Below are 25,814 nucleotides of genomic sequence, written 5' to 3' on the forward strand. Positions count from 1 at the left end.
GGCAGGGTTTCATTGGGCAGAATAAATAAAGGCTGTCTTTAAACCAAAGCAGCCTTTTATCTTTTGTCACTTTTTAGATGCAATGGGAGCGTTTGCGCAAAAATTGCCTATTCGCCCCAAATATTATGAAAATGGTGCACGGGGCCATGGCCTTTACCAACCGCAAGCTTTGATGACATAATAAGCGCTTGGGTTAGATAGTCTTTAGCGCTAAATACCGCATCTTTAAGGGAGTGGGTTGGTAATAAAGCGGTAATTGCTGCTGATATGGTGCAGCCGGTACCGTGATCGTTTTTGGTTTCAACGCGGTTTTTTTCCAGCCAAATTGTTTCATTATTGATGCAAAGTAAGTCGCTTGCTTTATTGCCTTTTAACGCGCCGCCTTTCAGTAGCACTGCGCCGGCACCAAGCTCCATTAATGCCGGGGCAACCTCTTGCATTTTTTCAACGCTCCAATCTGGCTTTATCGATAAAAGAACACCGCCTTCAAGCAAGTTAGGGGTTATAATGGCGGCTTTTGGCACCATGACGTCACGGATAAAATCAACTGCATCACTGTTCATTAATAAATCGCCGCTTTTAGACACCATAACCGGATCTAAAACAATATTTTTAGCCTTGTGATAATTGAGGCGATCCATAATAGCTTCGCCAATTTTTATATTGGCAATCATCCCAATTTTTACCGCGTCAACATGAATATCTTCAAAAACCGCATCAATTTGGTCGGCAACAAATTGCGGCTCTAGCGCAACAAATGATTTAACCCCGCGCGTATTTTGAGCAACGACTGCGGTGACGGCTGCCATGCCATAGCTGCCAAGAGCTGAAAATGTTTTCAAATCTGCATGAAGGCCTGCGCCACCGCTTGGGTCAGTGCCTGCAATACTTAAGACATTTGCGATCATTTTTTTTCCACTCAATAAACCGCATTGCTTGGTATTTTTTGAGTTGTTATGCGGTGTTTTAATTTTAAGGTAAGTATTATTTTTATAATGATTTTATCAAAATTAACATACTATATCTAGTTTTTATCATATAAAAATAAAACTGCATTATTGTGCTTAAAAACTTAGTTAATAAATAATATATTCGGCGCATAGTAAAAATAAAGTTTTCATTTTATTTTTCTAGTAACATGGGCGCCGGCATCCTTGGCAAGGCGCACGCTGTCCCAAAGGCCAATTAATGATAATAGGGCGATAATGACAAAAGCAATATGAAATTGCATGCTAGGCAAGGCGTTTTCTGGTGCAAGCATAATGCCAATGCGCCAAGAAATTGCACCAATGGCAACGCCAAGACCAACGCTTAATTGATTGGCTGTTGAAAAAAGCGTATTTGCATTGGCCATGTCACTGGTTGGGGTATCGGCAAAGGCCACCGTATTTAAGGCGGTAAATTGAATTGACCTTGTGACACCACCGGCAAATAAAATAAGCGCGGTGATGATAAATGGCATATGTTGATCGATAAAAATACAAAGAAAAAGCGACAGCGCATTTAAAAGACCATTTACAATCAAAACAGGGCGAAAGCCAAAGCGCTTTAAAATTGGCGTGGTAAGTGGTTTAATAATGAGATTGCCGGCAAAAACAATCATCAGCATCATGCCTGCATAAAAGGAGTCGTAGCCAAAGCCAATTTGAAACATCAGTGGCACCAAAAATGGTACGGCGCTAACCCCAATGCGAAATAGTGATCCGCCATAAATGGCAACGGCAAAAGTTTTATTTTTTAAGGTGGCAAGATTTATCATTGGGTTTTTAGTGCGCTTCATATGATAAATTGCCATAAAAAGCATTATGCAGCCAAATAAGACAATGCCACCAATCAATGATAAGTTGGCGTCTTCATATCCGACAAATTCCGTACCATAAAGCAAGCAAAATAAAGCTGTGCCGGAGTATAAAAAGCCAAGCCAATCAAAACGCGGAATATGGCTGGTTTTGCCGGCAGGAATAAGCCATAAAGCCATGACAAAAGCCATAAAACCAAGGGGGATATTTATATAAAAAATCCAACGCCAATCGACATGCTCGGCAATGAAACCGCCAATAGGCGGCCCTAATACTGGGGCCACCAATGCTGGCCAAGTTAGTATGGCAATGGTTTGAATAAGCTTTTCTTTAGGTGTAAAGCGCAAAACAACAAAGCGTCCAACTGGAACCATCATCGCGCCGCCAATACCTTGTAAGATGCGGAATATAACAAATTGCGGCAAGTTTTGTGCAAAGCCACATAAAAGCGAAGCAAAGGTAAAAAGTGCAATCGCAAAAGCAAAAATGCGTCTTGCACCAAAACGCTCAGCAATCCAACCACTTGCCGGAATAAAAATACCCAAAGTTAGCATATAGGCGCTAACACCAATATTAAGATTAATCGATCTTGTGCCAAAACTAATGGCCATATCAGGTATGGTTGGTGTGATAATGGTTGCATCAAGGTTTTCCATAAAAAATGTTCCCGCCACCAATAAAGCAATGGCGGTAAGGCGAGCAGCACTTGGAGGCTCGTTATTTTGCACAGACATTTGATGCACCTAAATCTAATACGCTTCAAAGACTAGGGTTAAATCTTTAGCGGTTTATTGAATTATTATGAACCCAATAAAAACGTATATTAAAAAAAAGCAAGAATAAACCTGCCTTTTGCCTGTTTTTCTTTTGCATAAGTGCAAATAGTGCGACACGTTTCAAATTGGCGGCAAATATATCGCCGCAATGGTTGTCATATCTTGCGCATAGGCATTTAGAGCACATTTCGATCTGATTGGATCAGATCGGCGCTCTAATGCATTGTTTACCTGCGTTTTTTGTCCGAAAACAGCTTCACACTTTTCAAAAAACGCTCTAAAAGGTGAAGTAAAACCGCAAAAAAACAATACGCGCCTTTTTTATAGAAGTATAATTTAATCTATTGTTTTTACAATATTTTTTAGACTTATTTTAATTATCAATGGGAAGATAATTGGCGGAAAATTCAACTTTTAAAACTTGACAATTATAGAATAGTATTTAGCATGATGACAGAATTCAAATGTCGTTTATAGCTTTTAGCTTATTTTTGATCTGTAAATTCCATTTGATGACAATTAGCGCTGAAGCGTAAAATTGTCGTGATTACAATTGAATGTCTAAATAAATTACTAGAATGTCTATATAAATTACTGCTTTTTCCTATAATCTCATCATCAGTTTGGGCGCTTAATGCGCGCCGAATTAAAACCCATTGGGAGGATTGAATGTCGGTTTCTGAAAATAAAACACTTGCACAGGTTTTGGAAGTGGTTCGTAAGCGCAATGCCGGTGAGCCAGAATTTCATCAGGCGGTTGATGAGGTTTTAGGCAGCTTGGAACGTGTGGTGGCTAAACATCCAGAATATGCTGATAATGCATTGATTGAGCGCATTTGCGAGCCAGAACGCCAAATTATTTTTCGAGTGCCGTGGATTGATGATGCCGGGGATGTACAAATTAATCGTGGTTTTCGCGTGCAATTTAACTCCGCCCTTGGACCCTATAAGGGCGGCTTGCGTTTCACCCATCGGTCAATGTTGGCATTATTAAGTTTTTAGGCTTTGAACAAACATTTAAAAATGCTTTGACGGGTTTGCCGATTGGTGGTGGCAAGGGGGGATCAGACTTTAATCCGCGTGGCCGTAGCGACCGTGAAATTATGCGTTTTTGCCAATCTTTCATGACTGAATTGCACCGCCATATTGGCGAATATGTTGATGTGCCTGCCGGTGATATTGGTGTTGGCGGCCGCGAAATTGGCTATATGTTTGGTCAATATAAGCGCCTTACCAATCGCTATGAAGCAGGTGTCATCACCGGTAAGGGGCTTATTTATGGTGGGTCGCAAGCACGCACAGAAGCAACCGGCTATGGTGCGGTATATTTTGTTGAACGTATGCTTGCTACCAAGGGCATGAGTTTTGAAGGCCGCAAGACCGTTGTTTCAGGCTCTGGCAATGTTGCTATTTATACCATGGAAAAACTAATTGAGCTTGGCGGTAAGGTTGTGGCTTGCTCTGATTCCAATGGCTATATTTATGACGAAGAAGGCGTTGATCTTGATATTATTAAGGAAATCAAGGAAAAGCGCCGCGCCCGCATTTCGCTTTATCCTGAAGTAAAGGGCGGCAATGCGCGTTATGTCGAGGGTGGCAATATTTGGGACGTAACCTGTGAAATTGCTATGCCATCAGCTACCCAAAATGAGCTTAATGGCGAAAGCGCCCGCACTTTGGTTAAAAATGGCGTTATTGCCGTTGGTGAAGGTGCTAATATGCCGTCAACTGCCGAGGCGGTGCATATTTTCCTTGAGGCAGGCACTTTGTTTGCTCCCGGTAAAGCTTGTAATGCCGGCGGTGTTGCAACCTCTGCCCTTGAAATGCAGCAAAATGCTTCACGCGATAGCTGGACTTTTGAGGAAACTGAAAGTCGTTTAGCTGAAATTATGCATAATATTCATGATCTATGCGCATCAACCGCTGAAGAATATGGCGTTGCCGGTGACTATGTTGCCGGTGCCAATATTGCCGGCTTTGTGCGGGTTGCTGAAGCGATGAAAGCAATGGGCGTTATTTGATAACAGTTTTGAAATTTAGCCGGTTGCTAATTTGTTAAATAATCTATCGGCTGATATTTAAGTGATAATATTTTTGAATGTGAAACGAGAGCACTTACACTTCATATCGGGGTGCAAATGCTTTCATTTAATTATGTGCTTTCATTTTGTGTTTTGTACATCTGTTATGAACACTTTTTCTTTTATCCCAAAAATAAACCCGCTTAATTGCTTAAGCGGGTTTTATTTTTATTTATCTTTAGGGTCAACACCCGGATCATCAACATTTAGCCGGTTGAAGCTTGGATGGCTTTTATCTTCAAATTTTTTGTCATCCATTGGCTCGGCATCAATAATTATTGCAGCAGCTGGCGCGGTATCAACTTTCGGCTTTTCTTCCGCCATTGGTTTTCCAGCATTGGCTGCACTTGTTTTGCCTGTACTTGTATTGGTTGTACTCGGCTTAGCAGTTTTAACCACTATTGTTTCAGCTTTACTGGTTTCAGGTTTGTTGGCAGGCGGCTGAGCTTGGTCGGCACTAGCAATATCAGCAACCTCTTTGCTTATGTCGTCTTTATCAGCGTTTAACTTGGTTTCCGTCTTTGGCTCGCTTGTTTGTGCCACCGCTTCAAGTTGCAAAATAGTGCTATCGTTTGATAGGTCTAGATCAAGTGCATTTTGATGGGTGTTTTTGGTTGGTTGCGTCCAAACACAAGTGCCGATTTGACCGCTTATCGGTGAAATAGCAACCCATTGCGGCACCATCATGCCATCAACAATCCATACTGGATCTGGCTCGGCATGCAGGGCCATTTGCAACCACTCACGCATTTTACCCTCATTGCCGCTTTGCGCCGCTTCAATGTCCGCAAGCAAGAGATAGGTGCTTTCTGTTGGTGCTTCCTTAGCAATGATTAAAGCATTTTTACGAGCCAATTCAAACTCGCCGGCTTCTAAAGCCGTGCGTGCAACAATCATTAACGAGGCATGATTTTTTGGGTTGAAACGGGCAAGATTTTGCGCCCGTTTAAGGCGATCCAAGGCGCTTGCACCCAAGTAAGCATTAACATAGGTTAAGGCAAGATCTGGATGGGGCGTTGATGACCATAATTTTTCAATCATCTTGCTGCCTTTGCGCACTTCGTCTAGTTTAAACAAAATGGTCGTGGCAATATTAACCGCTGGCACAAAATTAGGCTCAAGTTTAACTGCCTTTAAGGCATTGCGCTTGGCTTCATCAGGATAGGTTTCAAAGCCTTCTTGGGCTTGGCCTGCCATCATCACAACGCGCATATGTTGCAAGTCTTGATCATTGGCGGCTGTTTTATTTTTCTTGGCGGCTTTTTCATAAGTGTTAAATAGGCTAAGCGCTTCTTTCCAGTCCCCTTCAAGGCTCAATTGCTCAACGGTAGCGCGGTTTGCCCATTTTAGCGAGGCATTTAACTGGGCAGCTTCTGCCGCATATTGGTGGGCTGCATCAAAGGCTTTGCTTTTAAGTGCTTCAGCATAAAGACCTTTAAGGCCAAGCAAGCGCATATTGGGATTTTCGCGCATTTTGGCGTAAACTTCGATTGCGCCCTTATTGTCGCCTTCAAGTTGTTTGGTTTGTGCATCAAGCAAAAGAATAAGCGGCTCTTTATTTTCGTCAATTAGCTTATTGCCTTGCTTTAACATTTTGCGTGCATTGGCAACATCACCAGACATAACCGCAATTAAACCTTGTGAAAGGGCTTGGTAGCCACGGTCACGCTTGCGGTTTTTTAAATGGCGGTTAAAGGCAAAAGGCGCGGTTATGATTGATTTGATAATCCACCAAATGAACAATAAAATAATAACCGCAGCAATGAATGCGCATGTTGCATGAAATACACTCATTACAATGCGTTGGCCAGCAATGACCATCACCACATCACCGTGATAATTGGCAAACCATGCAAGACCTGCGCCGGCCGCTACCAGAACTAAAAAATAGACTATTGCGCGGATCATGGTTGTGTCTCCCCATGGTTAGGGGCAGTTTCATGTGGTAAAGAAGCAGGTATTGGCTGCGCGGGCGCTTGCGGGGTTGTTTTTGCATCAGGATTAATGGTTAAATTGACCAATTGTGCAAGCAGTTGATCAATATCATTGCGCACTTTTAGCTTGCTGATAAAGCTTGCTGAAATATCCTTGGCTGATTGTGGCAGTTTTTGCCATTCACTTAAAGCGCGGTTATAATCAGCTTCCTTAATTGCAACTTCCATTCTTGCGGCAATTGCACCAGCATTATCGCCCTCTACATTACCAACAGGGCGAATAGCGACAAATCCTTTGGCATAGCTCCACGCTTTTTGCCCCAAATTAGCGTCACTGCCAACTTGGTTTTCAGTGGCAGCAATGGCATCGGCAACGCTGCTAAATTCTTCGCTTAACGCGGCATTGCTAGCAATGCCGGTAGTGGAATATTTTTTCAATTCATCAAGGGCAAGACCTTTAGGCGCAAGGCTTTCAAAGGTTGCCAATTCACTGACAAAAGAACCACCACGATCCACCGCAGATTTTAGCGCATTGGCGGCAATAAGGGTGGTCATGCTTTTGGCGCGCTCTGCCAAGGGATCAGGAATTTTCTTAACTTCAACAGCAAGGCTATCGAGGGTTGCGTTGCTTTTGGCAATATTCGCGGTGTTTTGGCTAACTGCGCTTTCAAGCTGCTTTGCCTTATCAAGGTCACTTTGAATGCCATTAAACCGTTGTTCAGTCGCATTTTTAAAGCTTGCAAGACTTTCATCCAGCGCATTTAATTTGCCTTCCAGCGAGCGGATTTGCGGATCATCAGCGCTGATGGTTGCTTGTATGTTTTGTGCTAAATTTTCTTTCAATGATGCGATTTCAGCTTTTAGTCCATCAAATTGCGCTGCAAAACTGCTTGTGCTTTGACGAATGTCACTTAAGGATTGTTGGGCTTGATTAGCAGTCGCGCGCGCATCATCTGCAGCTTTTGTTGCCTTTTCAATAAGGTTTTTATCAACAGCGCTGATAGCATTGCTCGCATTGCTAAGTTGTTGTTGGCCTTGTTCTTTCAATTTGGAAAGTTCAGCTTTTAATGCTGACAGTTCTTTTTGCATGCTATCAGAAAGCGCGGTTGCAACAGTGGTGCCAGTTGACACGGCTTGACCATGATTGGAAAGCGGGGGAATAACACCGCTAAATTGTAATGCACCGGCCAATGCAATTGCGATAACACCGCCCGCAACGCCGGCTAAAAGCCCACTACCGGTTTTTTTGCCGCTATCTGGTGTTGAAGTCATATTGGATGTAGAATTTTGTTTTGAAGTCATATCATCTTTATCAGTTGAATTATCTTTGCCACCAATTGCCGCAATTTTTTCATTTGCAGGGACAGCTTTATTGCCACTATCTTGCACAGGTTGTTTTTGCGGTGCATCTTGTGTGGGATTATTTTGCGCTTTTGGCGCTGCCAATTGTGCCATGGCGACTGGCTCGGCATCAGGCACATTTTGTGAGCCTTTGGGCAAAGGCTCATGATCTATTGCGGCGGGTTTACGGGTTGTGCCTGAATGACGTTTTTTATCTGCTCTGGCCATAATTCCTCACATTTTCGCGGCTATAGACTGCTATTGGTTCATGTAACACAAATTAAAATATATCGTAGTCATTTTAAAATATATCTAACTTATTGCGTTATTTTCACACAAGATCAAGAAAATTACATCAAGTCACATGCTTTCACCAAGCTTTTACCAAACTATGGTTGATTAAACATTCTTAATTTTTGTACCATAACATTTATTCGAGCAAAATGAAAAAAGAGTTTAAATCCTTTGAGCATTTTTTGATGAGAGCGCATTTTGATTTGATTGGATCAGATATGCGCTCTAATCCATAGTTTACACCGCGTTTTGCCCGAAAACCGCTTCACACTTTTTGGAAAAACGCTCTATTGGGTTAAAATTATAGCGTTTTTTATAAAAGCTTTAATAGGTTTTCCTCGGTTGGTTCACTGGCAATAATTGCTTGTGGTTGATATTTTTGTGGCAGGCTTTGTGCAATGCGCTTTGATAAGCATAAAAATTTTGTTGCATGATTAAAATGGCCATCAATGACTTCAAGGCCATTTAATCCAAGGGTTGAATAAAGCAAAACCGCATCAAATTGCATTGATTTTGCGATTTTTTCTTTATTTGGTGTCATTGCAAAGGCTTCATAGGTTAAAATTGTGGTAACAAGCCGGCCTTGCGCGGTTAAGCCATCTTCCAAAACAGGGCGGCGTTGTTTGCCGGCAAGATATAAAAAATGCTGATAATTGCTGGATTTTAGCAATGAAACAAGCTGATCTGCATCTTGGGCAATAGCAGCTACATGGCGAAAACCAGCATTTTGCGCAGCTTTTGCTGTTTTGCTGCCAACGCAAAAAAGGGGTAATTCTTTTATAATTTCAAATTTTGGATCATTTTGATGGCTTGTAGCTAAAAATGCCGCTGCGCTTGATGCGCATAGGCCATCAAATTGTGATAAATCCTCGGGCAGTATAAAATTACAAGGCTCAAGCCGAGATAAAGGCGCAATAATCGTGTTAAAGCCTTTTGCTAAAATATATTCTTGCGTTTTTTGGCTGCTTTCGATGGGGCGCGTTACTAGAATAGTCTTGCTAGCCTTATCACCACCTTGCACCATATTTTGCTATCCCATTCCTACCAGCTACTAAAAAACTTTTCGCCAGCATTTTTTTTAAGTTCCATTGCGGCTTCTTCACCAATTAATCCGCCATCTTGTGGATTGCCGGCAATTTTAACTTCAAAAAACTCTTTGCCATCGGGCGTTGCCACCATGCCATGAAAGTGCAAAACGCCATCTTTAACCCTAGCAAGGCCACCAAGTGGCGTGCGGCATGAACCATCAAGACTTTTTAAAAATTGCCGTTCTGCCGCAAGTTCTAAATGGGTGGTTTCATCACGTAGCGGCGCAACAAGTTGATCGGTTTTTATGTCACCCTTGCGGCTTTCAATAACAATGGCACCTTGGCCGGGCGCAGGCACAAAATAACGCTCATCAACAATTTCACTAATCACATGGGAAAGCCCCAAACGGTTAAGGCCAGCAACCGCTAAAAAGGTAGCGTCTGCAACGCCATCTTGTAATTTTTTAAGCCGTGTTTGCACATTGCCGCGAAACATCACCACTTCAAGATCTGGGCGTAAGCGACGAATCATTGCTTGGCGGCGCAGCGAAGATGAGCCAACAATTGCGCCTTGCGCGAGATCCATAAAGTTTTTAACCTTATGGCTGATAAAGGCATCGCGCGGATCTTCACGCTTTAAATAAGCGGAAAGATAAAGACCATCAGGCAAAATGGTTGGCATGTCCTTGGTGGAATGCACCGCAAGGTCAATCTCTTTATTGGTTAGGGCAGTTTCAATTTCCTCAGTAAAAAGCCCTTTGCCACCAATTTCCGATAAAGCGCGGTTTTGCACGCGGTCGCCCTTGGTGGACATCGGCACTATTTCAATTGCTTGCTGGCTAAGATTATGGGCAAGCACCAAACGATCGCGCACCTCATGGGCTTGAGCCAATGCTAATTCGCTTGCTCTTGTGCCTATTTTTAGAAGAGGTGTTTGCATCTTATTTTATCCGTGTTATAGCATATGTTAGCAGAACTAATAATTAGTTTTACATAAAAATGCATAAAATTAAACAGTTAGCGCATTTTATCAAGCGGTCAAATATTGATAAATTATTTATTTAGCAAATATTGTTGATCGCTCATTGGCTATTTTAAACTTATTGCATAAATAACAAAAAATCTGTAGCCATTTTTTTATTTTTGAAAGGTTAATCCTTAAATGCGAGTGCTTGGTATTGAAACCAGTTGTGATGAAACTGCTGCTGCGGTTGTGTTAAGAAATGAAGATGGCAGTGGTGAAATTCTTTCAAACATCGTTTTCAGCCAGATTGAGGAACATGCCCCCTATGGTGGTGTGGTGCCTGAAATAGCAGCGCGCGCCCATGTCGACGTTTTGGATGGTTTAGTCAAAAAGGCGCTTGATGAAGCAGGCCTTCGATTGGATGATATTGACGCGGTGGCAGCAACATCTGGGCCGGGTTTGATTGGTGGTTTGATTGTCGGTTTAATGACTGCAAAAGCCATTGCCCTTGCTGCCAATAAACCATTTATCGCGGTTAACCACCTTGAAGGGCATGCCTTGACCGCGCGCCTTACCAATAATTTAAGCTTTCCTTACTTATTGCTGCTTGTTTCTGGTGGCCATACCCAAATGATTTTGGTTAAAGGCCTTGGTGATTATGAGCGCCTTGGCACCACGATTGATGATGCACTTGGCGAAGCTTTTGATAAAACCGCAAAATTATTGGGTCTTGATTACCCTGGTGGGCCAGCGGTTGAAAAAGCCGCTTTTAGCGGCGATAGCGCGCGTTTAAACCTGCCACGCCCGTTAAAAGGTGAAAAGCGGCTTGATTTTTCTTTTTCCGGCTTAAAAACGGCGGTGCGAAAAGCGGCAACGCAAATGGCGCCGTTAAGTGACAAGGATGTTGCTGATATTTGTGCAGCATTTCAGCTTGCGGTTACTGATACTTTAGCAGATCGTGTTGGCCGCGCCCTTGAACGTTTTTTGGAAACCTATCCAGAGTTAGACAACCCAAAATTAGTAGTTGCCGGCGGTGTTGCAGCCAACAAGGCTATCCGCACCATGCTTGAAAAAACCTGCGCTGCCAAGGGCTTTGGATTTATTGCCCCGCCAATTAGTCTTTGCACTGATAATGCAGCAATGATAGCATGGGCGGGGGCAGAGCGTGCCGCAGAAAAGCTATTTGATCCGTTAGAGACTGCGCCGCGTTCACGTTGGCCGCTTGACCAAAAGGCAGAGCCATTAATTGGTGCTGGGAGGCGTGGTGCAAAAGCATAAGCCGCTAAACTATAAGGCGCAAAAGCATAAGCCGCAAAACTATAAGGCGCAAAAATAAGGGGCATTAATATGGATGGTAAATCGCAAGCAAAAAGTGATTTAAGCAATAAGGTGGCGCATAAAAAAATTACTGTTTTGGGTGGTGGTGCATGGGGCACAGCCTTAGCCACTATGGCGGCAAATCAAGGCCATGATGTGCGCCTTTATGCGCGCTCCACAGCAATGGTTGACGATATTAATCTTAACCAACAAAATAGTGAATATTTGCCCGATATAAAATTGCCAAAGACAATTATTGCCACAACTGATGTTAAAGCAGCAGTTGCCCATGGCGAAATTTTGTTAGGGGTTATACCAGCGCAAGCCTTTGGTGCATTTTTAAGTGATATTGCGAGCGACATTAAAGAAAATATACCCATGGTTTTATGCGCCAAGGGTATTGAGCGGGCAACAGGGCGCTTCATGTCCGATGTTGCAAGTGATATTTTGGGCAAAAATCATCCAATTGCCGCCTTATCTGGCCCAAGTTTTGCCGCCGATGTTGCCAAAGGCCTACCAACCGCCGTTACCATTGCCGCCACCAATGCCGACCTTGCTAAAAATTTAGTGCATGTTTTTTCTGGGGCGCGTTTTCGCTGTTACGCATCGCATGATTTAATCGGTGTTGAAATTGGTGGAGCGTTAAAAAATGTGCTCGCCTTGGGGGCAGGGGTTACCACTGGGCGCGGTCTTGGTGCAAGTGCGCAAGCTGCATTGGTAACGCGTGGCTTTGCCGAAATGCGGCGCATTGCAACAAAATTGGGCGGCAAGGCTGAAACCATGATGGGTCTATCGGTACTTGGTGATTTAATGCTAACCGCATCAAGCCCACAATCGCGCAATTATTCTTATGGGCTTGCTATGGGGCAGGGGTTGAGCCTTGATCATTTACCTTTAGCTGAAGGGGTTGCCACCGCGCCAATTGCTGCTAAGCTATGCAAGGACAATGATATTGACGCGCCAATTATTGATGCAATAGCCGCCTTAATTGATAAGCGCATTAGTATTGATGAAGCAATGGATGGTTTAATTTCACGGCCACTTAAATTTGAGGATTAATAAAATGCTTTATGCAATTATTGCGAATGATAAGCCTGACCATGTTGAAAAGCGTCAAGAGGTTCGCCCAAAACATCTTGAATATTTGACGAGCCTTGGTGACACGTTAAAATTTGCAGGACCTTTTTTAGATCATGAAGGCAATGGCGTTGGAAGCCTTTTGGTGGTGGAAGCTGTTGATATAGCTGAGGCTGAAAAAATCATGAAAAATGATCCTTATGCATTAGCCAATCTTTTTGCCGATGCACAGGTTCGTCCTTGGCGCTGGGCAATTAACAATCCTGAAAATAGTTAAGGCAGAACCCTAAACTTATTTTGTTAAAATAAGCCGGCAATTATTGGCAACAAAGACTGCCGGCTTTTATTTTCCACTATTGATTTTCCACTATTTATTTTTCTAAAGGCAGGCATATGGCATATTGGCTTTTTAAATCAGAACCATTCAAATGGTCATGGGAGATGCAAAAGGCAAAAGGCGAAGAAGGCGAGCAATGGGACGGCGTGCGCAATTATCTTGCCCGCAATAATATGCGTGCCATGCAACTTGGCGATAAGGCGTTTTTCTACCATTCTAATGAAGGGTTAGAAGTTGTTGGTATTGTTGAAATATGCGCGCTTGCCCATCATGATACAACAAGCGATGATCCGCGTTGGGAATGTGTTGATATTAAAGCCGTTTGCGATATGCCAAAGCCGGTGACGCTAAAAGCGGTTAAGGCTAATCCTAAGCTTGAAAATATGGCACTGGTTACGTCTATGCGCCTATCGGTGCAACCGGTGCGTGAAGATGAGTGGCTTGAGGTTTGCCGCATGGGCGGCCTTGAACCTGCCCCACAATAGGCGATAAGCACCCTATATATTCGCTCTTTGATTTGACGGTTAGTTTATCAACTAGCCGTCATTTTGTGTGGTTTTGCGTTTTAGAGCTTACAATTTTCCGGCATCATCAAGGTCAAGCCCCTTAGTTTCAGGTGCCCAAGCGATAGAAACAATAAGTCCAATTGCTGTAACCGCTGCAGCAACATACATGGTATTGCCAATGCCAATAGTTTCAAGCGATATTGGCACCAAAAATGTACCAATAGCAGCGCCAATGCGCGTTGCTGAAACACCCCAACCCATGGCATAGGGGCGAAGTTCGGTTGGGAATATTTCATTTGGATAGACAAGCTCTAATACTTGGGCGCCGCCAATAAACAAAGCATAAGCCCCAAATAAGATCAAAACAATAAGTTGCGAAGAATTAGAAAATGCACCCAATAATAGCAATGCCAAACCCGACCATAAAAAACTATGAATGAGCATTTTGCGCCGGCCAAGGACATCAATCAATTTGGTTGCAACAATACAGCCAACCACAAATAATAGCGTGATAACAACCGAGCCATAGGCCGCCCAATCGCCCTTTAAATTCAATGCATCCAATACTTTTGGCGCAAAAGCATAAACGGCAAAAACAGGAATAATCGCACAAGTCCAAAAAATAATCACAAATAGCAAGCGCTTGCCATAACCCATGCGCAGCATATCACCTAAGGATAGTTTTTTCATTGCCGTATCTTTTGACAAATTGGCAAGCGAAAAATTTTCCCCATAGATTTTTTTGATAATGGCAAGGGCTTCGCTGCTGCGGTTTTTGGTAATTAACCAGCGCGCCGATTCAACAGTGCCTAATCGCGAGATTAACAAAATAATGCCAATGATAACCGAGCTTGCTAACGCCCAGCGCCAACCATTTTCACCCGTAAAGCGCATGATAATGTCACCAAAAATATAGGCAAGGGCAGCGCCGGTAAACCATAAAATTGTAAAGCCGGCTAAACGACCGCCGCGATTTCTTTTGGGAACAAATTCGACAAAGAGACTGGTGGCAGCCGAATAATCAATGGCAATGGCTATGCCAATCAAAAAGCGTAAAAGAAAAATAATGGTTGGTGAATCTGTCCAAAATTGCAATATTGAGCATAGCAAAAAAATAATTGGCGCAACAAAAATTATTTTTTGCCGGCCAAATCTGTCGGTTAGCCAACCACTAAATAGGCCGCCTGCAAAGATCCCAAGCAATGCCGATGTTGCAATCATTCCCTGCCAAAAATTGCTTAAATGTAAATTAGCGGTCATTTGCACCAAGGCGACACCAATAATGCTTAAAATATAACCATCCATCAGCGATGCACCGCCAACCGAAATGGTTAAACGTTGGTGAAACGCATTTAACGGCACGTCCTCAATTGATATAGTCGATTGTTCCATTTTATCCTCCTCCGTTAGTTTTAAAAATTTTTTTCCGATTGAAATCCTTTGTATACATATTGTATAATGTAAATTTTGAATGATAAGTTACTGATAGTTATGACCTATCAATTTTTGAAATTTAGGTTTTTAGGCTTTATTTATTTATTGCTTTCACGTTTTCGCTTTTTAAAAATTATATCCTTGGAAGCAAGAACCGCGCCGCAGGTAATAAGAATACAGGCGGCCAAAATTTTCCAATTTGGCTCGGTGATGCCAAACAGCACTAAAAGCAGTGTCGATAAAAGCGGGGTTGCATAGCTTGTGGTGCCAAGTACTTGGATATTGCCATTTTTAATACCATAATCCCAACAATAAAAGGCAAGACCAACAGGAAAGAGGCCAAGGGCAATCATTGCGCTCCACTGGGTTAAACCTTGTGGTAAAATATTGGCTTCACCAAAGATAAAATGGCAAATGAGCGATAAAATCGCTGATATAAAGCAAAATCCACCAACAAGCAGGGTTGGAATACGGTTGAAACGGCGTGCCAATAGGGAATAGCTTGCCCAAATAGTTGCACTGCAAATAGCGGCCAAATAGCCTAAACCATAGCGGCTATCAAAGCCTAAGCCACCGCTTTTGCTAACCACAAGGATTGTGCCACAAAAGCCAAGGATAACCCCGCCTATATGGAACCAGCGCAATTTTTCATTGGGCATAAAGGCAGTGCCAAGCACAATTAATAATGGCCAAAGATAGTTGATAAGACCCGCCTCGGCAGGTGGGGCATTGCGCAGGGCAGTAAAATAAAAGAAATGATGGCCAAATAAGCCGCCAATGCCAATAAGCCAAATGATAAGTGGCTGTTTTAGCAATTTAAGATTTTGCGGGTGGAGTATAAGTTTCAAAATTGCCGGAAGAGAACCAATAAACAGTGCAATAGCGGTTAATAAAAATGGCGGCACCGCACCGGTATAGGCGGTTAATGTGACCATGATAGCCCACATTAAAATGGCAAGAAGACCAATGATCGTCGCCTTTGATGACATATGTGATGGGGTGTGCATCGTCTCTCCCTAACATGCAGCAGATTTTTAAACGGTGAAAAATGGAATCAAGTTTGTGCTTTGCTTTTATATGCCCCTATCCAAACTTGAAATATCCTCCGTTAAATATCTATATTATACAAAATGTATTATGAAAATATACAAAATGCTTGACGATGAAAAAAAAAGTCGTAATGTAGGCTATAGTTTGCTAAACCTTTGATAGTTTATAAAATGGTTGAGCAGCATGAAAAACGGAAAAACTATTTTCTATGAAGACCTTAAGCGCCAGATTTTAACAATGGAGCTTGATCCTGATGAAGACCTTGAGGAAATTCGGTTGGGGCAGGAATATGGTCTTTCAAGAACGCCAGTTAGGGAGGTGCTGCAAAGGCTAGCAGGAGAGGGCTATGTCGAGTTGCGAGAAAATCGCGGTGCGCGTGTTTCGCCAATGAATCATTCAACAATACGCCATTTTTTTCTGGTGGCGCCAATGATTTATGCGGCAATTGGTCGTCTTGCTGTTCATAATTATAAACAAAAGCAACTTGCTGAATTGGTAAAAACACAGGAAGACTTTACCAAAGCTAGCAAGGATCATGATGCATTAAATATGGTACTTTCTAATAATCGCTTTCATGAGATTATTGGTGAAATGTCGGGAAATGTTTATTTGCAAGCAAGCCTTGGCCGTTTGTTGATTGATCATAGCCGCATTGGTTGTGTTTTTTATCGGCAAAATAGCAGTCAAGACATGACGTCACGAGTGCAAGATGCGGTTGCCCATCATGATGGTTTTATCGCCGCAATTATTGCCCGCGATGAAGATGCTTTTGTGGCGCTGGTTTTCCAGCATTGGGAATTGTCGCGTGAAAGAATGGAAATGTTTGTCATGCCCCATAGCATGAAAGCTGACATTAACCAGCTATAACTTAGCTCACGCGCTTTAAACCTTAAAAAATCTAACAATCATTAAACGCTCTTACCCTTGTGGGAGCGAATAGAAAGCTTTTATACTTTTTTTGGAGGAAAAAATGGACTTTAAAGGTATTTTCACCCCGGCAATCACACCTTATGATGAAAATGGCGAGATTAATTGGCAAGCTTTTGCAAATATTATTGAAAGCCTTATTGAAGCGCAAGTGCATGGCATAATTATTGGTGGGTCAACCGGCGAATATTATGCGCAAACCCAAGAGGAGCGCATTAAACTTGCCAAAACCGCCAAAGATATTATCGGCAATCGCGCACCACTGATTATTGGCACTGGTGCTATTCGCACTGAAGACGCAGTTATTTATGCAAGCCATGCCAAACAAATCAAGGCTGATGCCATTCTTATCACATCACCACCTTATGCGCTGCCAACCGAGGCTGAGAACGCCCACCATGCTTTAGCCATTGATAAAGCGGCTGATTTACCCATCATGCTTTATAATTATCCAGGCCGCATGTCGGTATCAATGGGCGATGATTATTTCAAATTGGTAAGCGCTTCTAAAAATGTAAGGGCGATTAAAGAAAGTTCAGGCGATGTTAATCAAATGCACCTTCTTGCTTGCCAATATCCCAATATTGCCATGTCATGTGGGTGGGACGATCAGGCGCTTGAATTTTTTGCTTGGGGCGCGCAAAGCTGGGTTTGCGCCGGTTCTAACTTTTTGCCAAAAGAACATATTGCACTTTATAAGGCTTGCGTCATTGACGGTAATTTCACCAAGGGTCGTAAAATCATGGCGGCAATGATGCCATTCATGAATTTTCTTGATGGCGGCAAATTTGTGCAGTCGATTAAATATGGCTGCGAATTGGCAGGGCTTTATGCCGGTAAAGTGCGTGCGCCATTATTGGGGCTTGATGACAATGCCAAGCAACGCCTTAGCGATATTATTGCCGCATTAAAAGCCGATATTCGCGCCATTGAAGCAGGGGCATAAGATGACGGAGCTGTTAACTCGCGACCAATATTATAGCCTTGCGCGTTCTATAAAATATCCAACAGATGCTTTTATTAATGGGCAATTTCAACCCTCCTTATCGGGCGATAGGTTTTTGAGTGTAAATCCTGCCACCGGCGAAAAAATCACTGATATTGCCGATTGTGCAAATGGCGATGTTGATTTGGCGGTAAAAGCTGCCCGTCATGCTTTTAATGCAGGAACATGGAGTAAGCTTAGCCCGTTAGAGCGCAAAACAACTATCTTGCATTTTGCCGATATTATTGAAGAGCATTTGCAAGAATTGGCAGTTTTGGAAAGTTTGGATAGCGGTAAACCAGTCAGCGAATGTGTTGGTGTTGATGTGCCAGATACTATTCATACTTTGCGTTGGCATGGCGAACTAATTGATAAAATTTACGACAATACCGCACCGGTGGGGGATGAAAAAATTGCCATGATTATTCGTGAGCCAATTGGAGTGGTTGGTCTTGTTTTGCCGTGGAATTTTCCCTTACTTATGCTTGCATGGAAAATTGGCCCTGCTTTAGCAGCAGGGTGCAGCTTAGTTATTAAGCCGGCTAAAGAAACCACTTTAACCGCGTTAAAACTGGCAGAACTTGCGCAAAAGGCTGGTATTCCTGCCGGCGTCATCAATGTTGTGCCAGGTGGTGGGCGAGCAGTGGGTGAGCCGATTGGCCGCCATATGGATATTGATATGGTAAGCTTTACCGGCTCGACAGAGACGGGGCGGCTATTTCTCCATTATGCCGCTGACTCCAATTTAAAGCGCATTGTGCTTGAATGTGGTGGCAAAAATCCTGCTGTGGTTATGGATGATGTCAGCGATATTGATGCGGTGGCTGAACAAATTGTAAGCGGTGCTTTTTGGAATATGGGTGAAAACTGCTCGGCAACCTCACGCCTTATTGTCCATGAAGCAATTAAAGATAATTTGCTGAAGCGCATTTTGCATCATATGAAAGCTTGGAAAATGGGCGATCCCTTAGATCCTCAAAATCGGCTTGGGGCTTTGGTAAGTTCTGCCCATTATGACAAGGTTTTATCTTTCATTAAAACTATTGAGGAAGAAAATCTTGATCTTATCGCCGGAGGAGAGGCGAAAGACGATATTTATATATCTCCAACGGTGGTTGATAATGTTGGGGCGCAAAGCAAGCTTTTTAAGGAAGAAATCTTTGGGCCAATTCTTACCATTACCAGTTTTAGCACTATAGACCAAGCGATTACCCTTGCTAATGATACGCCTTATGGGCTAGCGGCTAGCGTTTATACTGCAAATCTTCGTCATGCATTTACCCTATCAAAGGCAATTCACGCTGGCATTGTGACGGTGAATTGCTTTGGCGAGGGCGATGCCACCACACCCTTTGGCGGATATAAGGAATCTGGTTTTGGTGGGCGTGATAAATCGCAATGGGCTCATGACCAATATACCGAATTAAAAACCATTTGGATCGATATTTCAGCGTCTTAGAGCGTTTTTTAAGAAAAGTGTGAAGCGGTTTTCGGGCAAAAAACGCTTTATAAACAATGGATTAGAGTTCCGATCTGATCCAATTAGATCGAAATGCGCTCTAGAGCGCGATGGGGAGGAATAATGCAAGAGATAGAACGTTTCCCAGCCAAGGCAGGAGATCTTGGCTGGTTTGAATTGTCACGTTTTAAAAACCATTCATTTACCAATCATGATTTGATGGAAAAGGATTATGATTTTGTCATTATTGGCGGTGGGTTTGCAGGGGTTAACGCTGCCCACCGCTTAGCCGAGCACCGACCACAAGCAAAAATTGCCCTTTTTGAAGCCTTGCAAATTGGTATGGGTGATAGTGGGCGCAATGCTGGGTTTTTAATTGATGTTCCTCATTCTTTTGGTGAGCCGGGGATTACGATTGCCGACCATAAATATCGCTTTTATTTAAATAACCTCATCATCAAACGCTTGCGCAAGCTTAAAGATGACCATCAGCTTGCAATTGATTGGCTGGATTGTGGCAAATATCTTGCCGGCCATGAGCAAAAATATTTAAAAAATCTTGATGCAATGGCAGCAATCCTTGATCAAATTGGTGCTTCAAGCCAATTTATCGAGCATGACGAATTAGTCACGCGTATGGGTACGCATTATTATAAGCGCGCTTTATATACGGCTGGCACTTGCCTTATTAATCCATCTGAAACGGTGCGGGCTTTTGCCAGTGTTTTGCCAAAAAATGTCGATGTTTTTGAACAATGTCCTGTCTTAAAATTTGATGATGGCAAAGTGGTAACCATAAGCCTCACCAATGGCAAAACCGTAAAAGCTGGGCAATTATTACTATTGGCGGGGGTTTTTATAGATCGTTTTGATATTGAGAAAAAAGGCCGTATGACGCCTGCAGGTAGTTTTGCAGCTTTTAGCCGTGAATTAAATAAGGATGAACTCGCATCGATTAAAAATATTGCGCCATGGGGTTGCACTTCTGCCCATGCGGCAGGTACTACGGTGCGTTTTACGTCAACCAACCGCATTTTTGTGCGCAATGGCTTAACGTTTCCCACCCATTTAACCCTGTCGCCAGAACGGGTTTTTAAAGCACGGAAACAATTGCGCAAAGCCTTTGAAAATCGCTTTCCAAGTTTAAAACATGTTAATTTTGAATATGTCTATGGTGGTATGATACCGCTTACGATGAATGGCGATTCATTCTTTTTTCAAAAAAGCCCCCATATTTATGCCGCCGCAGTGGGGGATGGCTGCGGGCTAACACGAAGTTCGATGCTTGGCACTTATCTTGCGGATCTTGCTTGCAATGTTGATAGTGAAGAAATGCGCTATTTGCTAAAAACCAGTAATCCCAAATGGTGCCCACCAGAGCCGATTAAAACCATTGGTGCCACCATTCGTATGAGCATTGAAGAGTGGCAAGCCAAAGGAGAAATATAAAGCGGGAGAAATATAAAGAATTTCCCGCATTTTCGCGCCATAACTTATATTGCCGATTGCCAACCTTTGCTATCACATTTCATAATGCTTAATTTTTACAATTCGCCTGCAACAGCAATAAAATGCACGGAAACCACTTGGGCATGAGGAAACCGCAATTCCTTTGGCGGATTAAATTGTGATAGCACCAATTCTTGCGCATTGTGGCGCACAAAACGTTTGACAAAAGCATGAGGGGTTGAAAATTCATCCATTTGGATTTGCGCCACCACATAATCGCCTTGCTTTACACGCCTTTGCGGGTTGAGAAAAACCACCTCACCATCTTCATAGCGCGGCGACATAGAGTCTCCACTCACCACAACGCCATAAGCATCTTTTACATCACATAATTGTGGTGGGCATATAACATCATAAAGCACGTTGCCATTGAGCAAAAATTCTCCATCAACTCCTGCAACCGCTTGGCCATAAATAGGGATTTTGCGGCTTGTATCAAAATGGATGGGCCCCACTATTTTAGCATTGGGCGCGTCAAGGCTAAGCCTTGCGGCTTGCTCTGGTGTGCTTGCCTCTAAAAGCTCTGCCATATCTAACTCAAGCGCTTGGGCTAATTGCGCAAATTTATCGTTCCTAAAGGATTTTTTACGCCCCGATAGGAAATCTCGAATATAGCCTTTTTCAAGCCCAACCTTAGTGGCAGCTTCAACTGCACCGATATTGAGCGCTTGCAAGCGTGCTGCAATAATTTTACGTAATTGTTCCATATTTGTCATTATAGGATATTTCCAACTTTTTTAAAAGAGGGAAAATTACACTTGCAAAGTTGGATAAATACAACTATTATCCAACTATGAAAAAACGAGTCGTACAATATTTTCTTGCTCATTACCTCAGATTTTCTGAAATAGATAAACTCAAACTTTTTACTAAAAATAACTTTAAAAACAATATGAAAGCGAGCATTGGCACGCTGATCCCTCAATTCTTAACCCATTATCAAAGCCTAAAAAATTACAAAGCCAAAATTATAAGTGGTTTTTATACCGCTTTATCCCTTTATTTGCTGCTACCAATAAGTTGGATATTAATAAAGTTGAGGTGGCGCAATGAGTGAAACATTTTCACAAGCGGCAAAGCGGCTATTAGCGGGGCTTGATGCCAAGGCCAAGCTTGTGCATTTGCCAGTAACACCGGCAGGGCGTGCATTATTACGCCACGTCCTACAGCAAAATAAAATGGATGGAGCTACATTTTCTAACCGCAATTTTGACCATGAGGCCGCCACTCATTTTTCGCAAAAAATGGGTCGTTTTAACCTTAAAAAAAGTGAGCATTAGTTTATGGCCGAATTTTCAAATGCATCGGTTAATCAAAACGCTTTTATACCTGAAATCGAGCAAGATTTGCTAGGTGGTTGCCTATTGGAAACAGAATGTTTCATCAAGGCATCGGCTATTTTATCGGCTGAAAATTTTATTGAGCCACTGCATCAAAGTGTTTTTAATGCCATGCAGCGCGGCTTTGATACCTATCAATCAACCACTTTGCCAATTATTGTAAAAGGCTGCCCGCAAGGGGTTGAAGAACAATTAAAAGCGCGTGGCTTTGTTAATTGGGCAGAATATTTGGTGCGCCTTACCACGAGCACCATTACCCGTCCTGCGAGTGTTGAAGAGCGGGCAATGCGCGTGCTTGAACAATGGGGCAGGGTGCAATTATCCGATCACGCGCAAAATATCGCTATTGCTGCACAAGACCCGTTAGCATCGCTTCAAGGGCTTGTTTCTTCAACTGTTGCAGCCTTTGATGATATTTTGGTAAAATGCCGTAAATCCACTAGCAGCAATGCTAGAACATCCCTTTCACGCGCCATGCAAAGTGCTTTTATTGCTGCAAGAAAAGCAGCGAGCTCTAACAATGGTTTAACAGGTTTAAATTGGGGGCTTGTTGATTTAAATGCGATTACCGGTGGTATTCAAAAACGTGATTTAATTTTAATTGGTGCGCGCCCATCGATGGGTAAAACCACTTTTGCCACCGCTATTGCCCGTGCTGTTGCTAAATCTGGCAAGCATGGCGTTGGTATTATTTCGCTTGAAATGGATAAGGATAAGCTAGCGGCGCGTATGGCAAGCGATATTGCTTTTGATAAGCGCATGGATATTCCCTACACCCATATTATCAATGGCAAAATTGCCCTTAATGAATTGGAGCAAATGGAAGAAATTTGCCAAGCCATTGGTAATTTGCCGATTTTGATTGACGATCAATCAGGCATTACCATTGCGCAAATCCGCGCCAAGGTTGAAGCGATGAAAGCTGAATTTATCAAAGGCGGCGCTGAATTATCGGTGTTGATTATTGACCATTTGGGGCTTATTCGCGCGAGCAACCGCTATAGCGGTAACCGCAATAATGAAATTGCCGAAATGACCGCAACCTTAAAAGCCATTGCCCGCGATTTTGATATTGCTGTGGTGGTGCTATCGCAGCTTAACCGCGAGGTGGAAAAGCGCGGTGATAAACGCCCTCAACTATCCGATTTGCGCGATTCTGGTGCCATTGAGCAAGATGCTGATACGATTATGTTTTTGCATCGTGAGGCCTATTATCTTGACCGCGAAAAATATGCCGATTTTGACAAGGAAAGTGCGCGTGTCGAGCGCTTAATTGACACCCAAAATACAATGGAAATTATTGTGGCCAAACAGCGTAATGGCCCGTTGAAAACCATTGGGGTTTTTGCCGATATGGCATGTGCAGCAATTAGAAATGGAGCAAGACCATGAGTATAAAAGCTGTTGCTTGGGTTTTAGATCAAACAATAAAAGATCCAACCGCCAAACTGGTGCTTATATCATTAGCCAATTGCTTAAACAGCAAAACAGGCAAATGCTTCCCAACTTTTGAGCGCATCAGCCAAGAAAGCAGTTGCGCGCGCAGCACCGTTATTCGCAAATTGCAATGGCTTGAGCAAAATGGCTGGATTAGCATTAACCGTGAATTTGGTGATGATGGCCGCCAACTTGCAAATAGCTATATATTGCATTTTGAGGGTGACAATTTGCTATCCGCGGATAGCAATTGCAAAGGCGAGGGTAGCAAGCTGCAACGGGCGGGTGTTGGGGCACATACGGGGGAGGGTTGCATTGTTGATACTCCTTATAAGAAACTGGAAGAAATACCAGAAGATTATTCTTTGTCGGAAAAGCATTCCGACCCACAGGAAAACTTAGGCGATAACCAAAAAGAAAAATCACAACAAGAATTATTCGCGTCAAAAGCTAAAAACAAAAAGCCAAACTATCCACAAGCATTTGAAAATGCTTGGAAATTATACCCAACTGACTGCAATATGTCAAAAAAACAAGGTTTTAGCGAGTGGCAGCGTTTAGATGCGAGCGACCGTGCTTTGCTACTTGCTGCTATCCCCAATTTTAAGGCGCATTGCCAGAAAAACCTCGATTATCGCCCTGTGCATTTTTGCCGTTTTATCAGCCAAAGGCGCTTTGATGGCTTTCAACCGCAAGAGGCGCAAACTTTACCAAGCGAGTGCAATATTGGCAGCTTTGATGATCAACGCTGGCAAAAAATATTAGATTTTGGCCGCAGCCGTAAAGAGTGGCAGGTAAGCCTTTGGGGACCAATGCCCAATCGTCAAGGCTCACTTGTGCCAGCTAAGCTTGTTTTGCCAAATGATGGCATAGGCTGGGCTGAAACATATTTAGCTGCCGCACAATAACGCCACAATAACGCAATTTATCAATTTAAAAATAGGAGAATGATCATGGCACAACAAAAGGCAAAAACAAATGCTCAACATGTTAAAAAAAGAGGCGGTCGTCCACGCATACATGGCAAATTGCGCGAGCCTAATGGGCGTGTTTCAAGGGCTAAAGGGCCACAAGAACCAATTGATAAATTAGCAATTGAAGTGCGGGCGCGCCGCTTTGGTTTAAATGTTCATGAGGCGAGAAACCCAATGGCCGCGACTTTTATTGGCCGTTTAGCGATGAAAGGCGCTGCCAACGGTTTAAGCCAAGATCAATATGATGCCGCCCTGCAATTTTTAAAAATCCGCAATGATTATCGCTGTTCGCTACTGTCGCCTGGTGCATTTTATGAAAAAACAGGGCAGTCCATGAATGTCGATAATATGCAAGAATACACCGATTGGGTGTTGAGGGCGCGCCAGCGTTATCAAAATGCGATGAAAGCCATACAAGAAGCGCAATTTGATAATGGCCATGAAAATCTTTATGCCGCCTTGCAATATGTGATTATTAATGATGTTGAACTTGAAAATTTAATTGGCGCTGCCCGCATGGTTTTAAATGCATTGGTGCGCCATTTTTGCGCCAAAACTAACGCTCCTCGCCGGTTTTCATAAAAAATATTTTTGTCAATTTTTTTGTTGACGAAGCATATGTCATAAACCTCTTATATAAATTGTGGCTAAAGAACAAAACATGAACTAAGCCGCAATTGCTAAGACGCCTTCAAAACTTAGCAGTTATGAAATTTATACTACAAAGGCTTTTGTTATAAAAGCTAGCGTGTGTTTTAAATGAAAGGAATTTAAAATGGCAAATATTATTCAAACCAACAGTGAAGGACGTTATTTGGTTAAAGGCGGGGTGGCACTCAGTCCTGGTGACTGCACTGCTTTGACTGAAGATGGTTTAATTGTGCCTTTAGGGCATCCTGATGGTATTGTTTATGCTGGTCGTATAGGAAGTCAGGATGATCCAGATAACACCAATGGTCAAGATGGTGATAAAGGAGTCTATGTCCGGATTTATGAAAATTTTCAATTTTTTGCGTCAGATTTAACCAAAGAATTTGATGTTAAAGTTGAAAATCTCAATCAGCAAGTTTACTTGTCTTTTCCTGAAACTCTTCATACAACAGCAGGCACTGGCCGCATTCCGATTGGCACTTTAACAAGTGTGAAAAAAAATAATAATACGGATCCAAGCCGTGATCCAAATGAAATTGTTTATGAAATTGATGTAAGCAAAATTGCGCCGATTTTTCGCTAATTTTGGGTTGG

Annotated in this window: 22 protein-coding genes and 1 pseudogene; 14 read left to right on the top strand and 9 right to left on the bottom strand. The window is 42.8% G+C overall.

Features of this window, described 5'->3' with window-relative positions; genetic code table 11:
- Positions 1-107: 107 nt before the first annotated feature.
- Both thiD and N6A79_RS02055 read right to left on the bottom strand, forming a co-directional pair.
- Positions 108-908 carry a bifunctional hydroxymethylpyrimidine kinase/phosphomethylpyrimidine kinase gene (gene thiD, locus N6A79_RS02050; protein ID WP_268546779.1) on the bottom strand — a complete coding sequence of 267 codons (801 nt, stop codon included), beginning with the start codon at positions 906-908 and terminating at the stop codon, positions 108-110.
- A 209-nt stretch (positions 909-1,117) separates the two neighbouring features.
- Positions 1,118-2,533, bottom strand: coding sequence for a DHA2 family efflux MFS transporter permease subunit (locus tag N6A79_RS02055; protein WP_268546781.1), 1,416 nt, complete (start codon positions 2,531-2,533; stop codon positions 1,118-1,120).
- 711 nt (positions 2,534-3,244) lie between these two features.
- Between N6A79_RS02055 and gdhA the strand changes: the two are divergent.
- Positions 3,245-4,596 (top strand): annotated as a pseudogene (gdhA, locus tag N6A79_RS02060) (NADP-specific glutamate dehydrogenase).
- 228 nt (positions 4,597-4,824) lie between these two features.
- On the opposite strand, the gene N6A79_RS02065 reads toward gdhA, so the two are convergent.
- The 4 genes from N6A79_RS02065 to hemC all read right to left on the bottom strand — a co-directional run bounded on the left by N6A79_RS02065 (position 4,825) and on the right by hemC (position 10,193).
- The gene (locus N6A79_RS02065) at positions 4,825-6,564 is read right to left on the bottom strand and encodes a heme biosynthesis protein HemY (RefSeq protein WP_268546783.1); all 1,740 of its coding nucleotides are present in this window, start codon (positions 6,562-6,564) and stop codon (positions 4,825-4,827) included.
- Positions 6,561-8,159 (bottom strand): hypothetical protein, encoded by a 1,599-nt coding sequence (locus N6A79_RS02070; RefSeq protein ID WP_268546785.1) that lies wholly within the window; start codon positions 8,157-8,159, stop codon positions 6,561-6,563. The genes N6A79_RS02065 and N6A79_RS02070 overlap by 4 nt, the downstream gene beginning before the upstream one ends.
- Positions 8,160-8,538: 379 nt before the next feature.
- Positions 8,539-9,249 carry a uroporphyrinogen-III synthase gene (locus N6A79_RS02075; RefSeq protein ID WP_268546787.1) on the bottom strand — a complete coding sequence of 237 codons (711 nt, stop codon included), beginning with the start codon at positions 9,247-9,249 and terminating at the stop codon, positions 8,539-8,541.
- Positions 9,250-9,266: 17 nt separating this feature from the next.
- The gene (gene hemC / locus N6A79_RS02080) at positions 9,267-10,193 is read right to left on the bottom strand and encodes a hydroxymethylbilane synthase (RefSeq protein WP_268546788.1); all 927 of its coding nucleotides are present in this window, start codon (positions 10,191-10,193) and stop codon (positions 9,267-9,269) included.
- Positions 10,194-10,415: 222 nt separating this feature from the next.
- Between hemC and tsaD the strand changes: the two genes are divergently transcribed.
- The 4 genes from tsaD (at position 10,416) to N6A79_RS02100 (ending at position 13,433) form a co-directional block, all read left to right on the top strand.
- Positions 10,416-11,495 (top strand): tRNA (adenosine(37)-N6)-threonylcarbamoyltransferase complex transferase subunit TsaD, encoded by a 1,080-nt coding sequence (gene tsaD, locus N6A79_RS02085; protein ID WP_268546790.1) that lies wholly within the window; start codon positions 10,416-10,418, stop codon positions 11,493-11,495.
- A 69-nt stretch (positions 11,496-11,564) separates the two neighbouring features.
- Positions 11,565-12,593, top strand: coding sequence for an NAD(P)H-dependent glycerol-3-phosphate dehydrogenase (locus N6A79_RS02090; RefSeq protein WP_268546791.1), 1,029 nt, complete (start codon positions 11,565-11,567; stop codon positions 12,591-12,593).
- A gap of 4 nt (positions 12,594-12,597) precedes the next feature.
- A complete protein-coding gene (locus N6A79_RS02095; RefSeq protein WP_268546792.1) occupies positions 12,598-12,888 on the top strand; it encodes a YciI family protein in 291 nt (96 codons plus the stop codon).
- Positions 12,889-13,004: 116 nt separating this feature from the next.
- Positions 13,005-13,433, top strand: a complete 429-nt coding sequence (locus tag N6A79_RS02100; RefSeq protein ID WP_182418690.1) for an EVE domain-containing protein — start codon at positions 13,005-13,007, stop codon at positions 13,431-13,433.
- Between the two features lie 87 nt (positions 13,434-13,520).
- Here N6A79_RS02100 and N6A79_RS02105 read toward each other — a convergent pair whose 3' ends face one another.
- Together N6A79_RS02105 and yddG are read right to left on the bottom strand one after the other, a co-directional pair.
- Complete coding sequence (locus N6A79_RS02105; protein WP_268546793.1) at positions 13,521-14,846, bottom strand: MFS transporter; 1,326 nt, start codon at positions 14,844-14,846, stop codon at positions 13,521-13,523.
- A gap of 140 nt (positions 14,847-14,986) precedes the next feature.
- Complete coding sequence (gene yddG, locus N6A79_RS02110) at positions 14,987-15,877, bottom strand: aromatic amino acid exporter YddG (RefSeq protein ID WP_268547528.1); 891 nt, start codon at positions 15,875-15,877, stop codon at positions 14,987-14,989.
- A gap of 244 nt (positions 15,878-16,121) precedes the next feature.
- Between yddG and N6A79_RS02115 the strand changes: the two genes are divergently transcribed.
- From N6A79_RS02115 to N6A79_RS02130, 4 genes are all read left to right on the top strand, one after another.
- Complete coding sequence (locus tag N6A79_RS02115; RefSeq protein ID WP_262079711.1) at positions 16,122-16,805, top strand: GntR family transcriptional regulator; 684 nt, start codon at positions 16,122-16,124, stop codon at positions 16,803-16,805.
- A 103-nt stretch (positions 16,806-16,908) separates the two neighbouring features.
- The gene (locus N6A79_RS02120) at positions 16,909-17,811 is read left to right on the top strand and encodes a dihydrodipicolinate synthase family protein (protein WP_268546795.1); all 903 of its coding nucleotides are present in this window, start codon (positions 16,909-16,911) and stop codon (positions 17,809-17,811) included.
- Between the two features lies 1 nt (position 17,812).
- A complete protein-coding gene (locus tag N6A79_RS02125) occupies positions 17,813-19,309 on the top strand; it encodes an aldehyde dehydrogenase (RefSeq protein ID WP_268546796.1) in 1,497 nt (498 codons plus the stop codon).
- 123 nt (positions 19,310-19,432) lie between these two features.
- Positions 19,433-20,758, top strand: coding sequence for an NAD(P)/FAD-dependent oxidoreductase (locus tag N6A79_RS02130; protein ID WP_268546797.1), 1,326 nt, complete (start codon positions 19,433-19,435; stop codon positions 20,756-20,758).
- Positions 20,759-20,853: 95 nt separating this feature from the next.
- On the opposite strand, the gene N6A79_RS02135 is transcribed toward N6A79_RS02130, so the two are convergent.
- Entirely contained in the window at positions 20,854-21,534 is a 681-nt protein-coding gene (locus tag N6A79_RS02135) for an XRE family transcriptional regulator (RefSeq protein ID WP_371739716.1), read from the bottom strand.
- A gap of 333 nt (positions 21,535-21,867) precedes the next feature.
- Here N6A79_RS02135 and N6A79_RS02140 point away from each other — a divergent pair, with 333 nt between their 5' ends.
- The 5 genes from N6A79_RS02140 (at position 21,868) to N6A79_RS02160 (ending at position 25,803) form a co-directional block, all read left to right on the top strand.
- The gene (locus tag N6A79_RS02140; RefSeq protein ID WP_268546798.1) at positions 21,868-22,098 is read left to right on the top strand and encodes a hypothetical protein; all 231 of its coding nucleotides are present in this window, start codon (positions 21,868-21,870) and stop codon (positions 22,096-22,098) included.
- A 3-nt stretch (positions 22,099-22,101) separates the two neighbouring features.
- Entirely contained in the window at positions 22,102-23,550 is a 1,449-nt protein-coding gene (locus N6A79_RS02145) for a replicative DNA helicase (protein ID WP_268546799.1), read from the top strand.
- Positions 23,547-24,503 (top strand): helix-turn-helix domain-containing protein, encoded by a 957-nt coding sequence (locus N6A79_RS02150; protein WP_268546800.1) that lies wholly within the window; start codon positions 23,547-23,549, stop codon positions 24,501-24,503. The genes N6A79_RS02145 and N6A79_RS02150 overlap by 4 nt, the downstream gene beginning before the upstream one ends.
- Positions 24,504-24,548: 45 nt before the next feature.
- Positions 24,549-25,151, top strand: a complete 603-nt coding sequence (locus tag N6A79_RS02155) for a hypothetical protein (RefSeq protein WP_268546801.1) — start codon at positions 24,549-24,551, stop codon at positions 25,149-25,151.
- 193 nt (positions 25,152-25,344) lie between these two features.
- Positions 25,345-25,803: a hypothetical protein gene (locus tag N6A79_RS02160; protein ID WP_268546802.1), complete on the top strand. Its 459-nt coding sequence runs from the start codon at positions 25,345-25,347 to the stop codon at positions 25,801-25,803.
- Positions 25,804-25,814 lie beyond the last annotated feature (11 nt).

This window comes from Bartonella sp. HY761 (assembly GCF_026743145.1).
GTDB lineage: Bacteria > Pseudomonadota > Alphaproteobacteria > Rhizobiales > Rhizobiaceae > HY038.